This window comes from Streptococcus sp. k-378 (assembly GCF_013277505.1).
GTDB classification, from domain to species: domain Bacteria; phylum Bacillota; class Bacilli; order Lactobacillales; family Streptococcaceae; genus Streptococcus; species Streptococcus pseudopneumoniae.
The window spans coordinates 1-3,830 of sequence record NZ_VMNC01000062.1 but is presented as its reverse complement, the minus strand read 5'-3'; the positions used below and the strand labels follow the sequence as shown (position 1 = coordinate 3,830).

At 38.8% G+C, this 3,830-nt stretch carries 3 protein-coding genes; all 3 read right to left on the bottom strand.

Features of this window, described 5'->3' with window-relative positions:
• Window positions 1–68: 68 nt before the first annotated feature.
• Window positions 69–1,172: an FAD-dependent oxidoreductase gene (locus HT719_RS07245; RefSeq protein WP_171035991.1), complete on the bottom strand. Its 1,104-nt coding sequence runs from the start codon at window positions 1,170–1,172 to the stop codon at window positions 69–71.
• 235 nt (window positions 1,173–1,407) lie between these two features.
• Window positions 1,408–2,019: an Abi family protein gene (locus HT719_RS07240; RefSeq protein WP_188110983.1), complete on the bottom strand. Its 612-nt coding sequence runs from the start codon at window positions 2,017–2,019 to the stop codon at window positions 1,408–1,410.
• Between the two features lie 958 nt (window positions 2,020–2,977).
• The coding region (locus HT719_RS07235; RefSeq protein ID WP_188110821.1) for a hypothetical protein at window positions 2,978–3,830 on the bottom strand (853 nt) is incomplete at its 5' end.

The window sequence follows — 3,830 nt, the reverse complement described above, 5'->3', positions numbered from 1 at the left end:
ACCTCAAAGCAGTGCTTTGAGCAGCCCGCTGCTAGTTTCCTAGTTTGTTTTTTGATTTTCATTGAGTATTATTCGCTTTTTACCGGTTTGACATAGTTTTCAATTGGGTAGTTTTCAGGGTTCAAAGTCAACTCCTTGCCTTTGACCAATTGAGCTAGGTGGTAACCAATAATAGGACCAGTTGTGAGGCCTGATGAACCTAGTCCACTAGCAGCGTAAACACCTGCCAATTCTGGCACTGGCCCAAAGAAAGGAGAGAAATCACTAGTATAGGCACGGATTCCCACACGCTCAGCCCTTGAAGTCGCTCTAGCTAAAACTGGATAGTGAGGTAAGGCTGCCTCCTCCATTTGCTGGAGCAAGATTTCATCTACCGTCAAATCAAATCCCATATCATTTTCATGGGTAGCACCTAGGGACAATTTGCCACCTGCAAAAGGAATCAAATCCCATTCCCCTTCTGGCATGACAACAGGGTAAAATTCCATGTCTTGGGCCAGCTGATAATCTCGGAGCTGTCCTTTCTGAGGACAGACATCCACAGCATAACCCAAGGGTTCTAACATATCCCCCAACCAAGCTCCCGTCGCCAAAATAACCTGCTCAAACTCCTCTTCACCAATCTGGTAGCCTGATGCTAACGGTGTCAGAGTCACTTTTTCTTTGACCAGCTTGACATGACTGGATTCCAGCAAACGAGTCACTAAAAGTTGGCCATCTACTCTCGCTCCACCAGAAGCATAGAGCAGACGGTCAAATCCCTGCAAACCAGGGAATAATTCATTAGATGATGCTTGGTCCAGAATGGCTAATTGCCCTATCAAGGGAGATTCTTCTCTGCGCTGGAGGGCTAATTCATAGAGTTCTTCCAAATTGGATTCATCCTTTTTCAGGAGAAAGACTCCCGAACGATGGTAAAAGTCGATTTCTTGCCCTGATTTCTCTAAATCAGCTAATAAATCCACATAAAAATCAGCCCCCAAGCGCGCCATTTTGTACCAAGCTTTATTGCGGCGTTTGGAAAACCAAGGACTGATAATTCCTGCTGCAGCCTTGGTAGCCTGACCTTGTCCATGGTCAAAGACGGCTACCTCTAGGTCACTTTCTTTCGAGAGGTAGTAGGCAGCTGTTGTCCCCACAATTCCTGCTCCAATAATGGCAACTTTTTTCATTGTTATAATTTATTCCTTTTGTTTCACTCAAGGCACAACACAGAATAAAAAAGTTTTGTGCCCTTTATTTTGTTTTATACTAGACCTCCATACTATCTTATTCTTTCCAATAATTATCTATCTAAGAGATTATCCTATTCTTAATTGTCAATAAGTTCACCCAGTCCTCTGGAAGACCGTAGTGTCTCAAATCAACTTGTTCTCTACTTCCTTCTTCTAGTAAATTTTGTATTTTTTATTCCAAAAATTCTGGGTTTCTAGGGACATGGACAAAATAAGATGTCTCATTGCTATAAAATAAATAAATAAATAATGTCTTATCATCATTCTCTGAGTTTGTCTCCAATAACTCCTTATCAGAATGATGAAGAGCAGGTAAGGTATGGTGTAAGCGTTCATATAATCTGCCATTATATGAGCATATATTTCTAAGATATCGAAGTGCATTACACCAGGACAATAAGATTTTAGCTGGAATTTTATCATCCTTATACAAGAGCAAACTAATATAAGCAGCAACCTTATTTCGATAACCTGGTTGTAAGGCGATAAGAAATGATGATATATTTCCAAATGTCATTAAACGAAAAACAGTCCAAGGCAACACAACACCATATTGTCTAATCTGATTCTTTACTATGGAATCATCTTGTTTTTCAAAAATAAACCGCGATAAATGATACTTTGTTTTCAAGACAGTATCCTGACGTTTAGGGTTATCCTTGCAGTATTTAGATTGTTCAGAAAAATATAAATCATCGTCTTCAAAAATATAAATAGTTTTTTGGTATCCAAGCGTCAGAGTATCAGCGGTACTCTTTTTCAAAAAGACTTCAATTCTCTCCAATATTTCTTGAAGGAAATTTCTAAGGTAACTATCAAATAAATAGGCTTACTTAGCTAAAATATACTGACGATTAACCAATTTACCATAAATCTACGCAATCCTTTTTATAAAATTCATCGTCAACATTATATGAAAAATCCCAATGAGATTTATCTTTCATATGTTGATACAATTCTTCTTCTGTCAGTGCAGGTTCAATCGCCATTTTTAACGTAGTAGGTGCTAACACAGGATTATAAACTAATCGTATTTTATCAACTATATCAATATTTCAAGGAATATATTCCTTGAAATTTGTTAATTCAAATATGGCAACATTCATTCTAACAGTCTCCACTGTATGAAAAAAGGTCACCTAGTTATACATTGCTGCACCTTTGATGACTTCTAATCTACCTAGATTATACCACAATAATCCCTATTAATCAATAGAAATATTTTTTAAGTGTAGTATATTGAGCCTAGAATAGTAGGCTACGGATTCTAAAATATTTCTAGAAATTAATTTGACTTTCTCAATCTCTTTGTTCATATCTTATTTCAATCTACTATATATGATATACGTATGGTTGGTTATGGAGAGCACAATCATCTGACAAAACCAAGTGATAGAGAGCGCTTACATCAACTCCTAAAGAAAGATGGATAGAAAGACGCTTTTCAACTTCTTTCTATCCATTACTTCCTTCAAGAGTCCACACCAGCAATTTTCAGTTCCATTTCATGAACTATCTTACTTGTTTCGTGTTTCTTCTTTATCTTACTCTACCATCAAAGACTTCTACTTGTACTAGAGGAGGAAGCATTCACATTTAAAAGACGGTGTCCTGTTCCCAGAACCACTTCCCCACTAGAAGCTGGTATATTCCCACTACAGGTTTGCGACTAACTTTTCCTATCGTCATTATCCAGCAATGTAGTAACTTCTATGGTCACCTGCGATATTTCAACATGTCGCTTATCTTAGCTGAGCAAGAATCGCTTTGAGTTTCTCAATCAACTCGTCTTCTGTGTGGTCAGACTCTTTCTCATTGGCTAGGAAAGCAACTGCTTGAGCGAGAGCTTCTCGTGCTTGGTCGAGAACTTTCGTATCCACATTTGTAGAATCCAATTCTGCTTCAAGCTTGCTTAGTTCCTTGACCAATTTCTTGAGTTCTGACTCTTTCTTACGACGCGCGATGAGGAAGAGAAGGAGCCCAAGAAGGGCAAGTAGACTGCCAATCATTACTACATATGAAAATTCAGTAGTTGTCTGACTATCGTCTTTCATCTGATCTTTTTCTTGATTTTGCTGGTCTTCTTTCACACCTTTTAAGGAGTCTATTACCTCTCTCACTCTTCTAACAATATCACGCAAATCGGACTCTGTCAAACTTTCGTCATTAAGAGCTTGTTTAATCTCTGTAAGAAGAGCTTTAGCTGACTCAAGCGTTGTACTATCTATATCATCCAAATCTTTCAAACGACTTTCCAATCCTTCAACCAATCGAGCAAGCTCAGACTTGTCAACAGGACGAGTCTCGTTAGGAGTCACTGTAGTTCCTGAATTGTTTGGAGTGCTTGTAGAAACTGGCGTTTCTTGAGTCGAAGTGCTTGCTTGTGCCTGTCCAACAGTAGACGATGGAGTAGTAAGGGTCGTATTGCTACTATTGTCAGTTGTCACACCAGGGGCTGGAGTATTGCCTCTGTTATCTGGTGTCACACTGTTGCTATTGCTGCCAGCAGGGTTGGTAGTAGCTCCATTGTTGGTGTTGCCACTGTTGCTAGTATCAGTACTATTATTACCAGATTTTTTCTCTACGGTTTCTGTC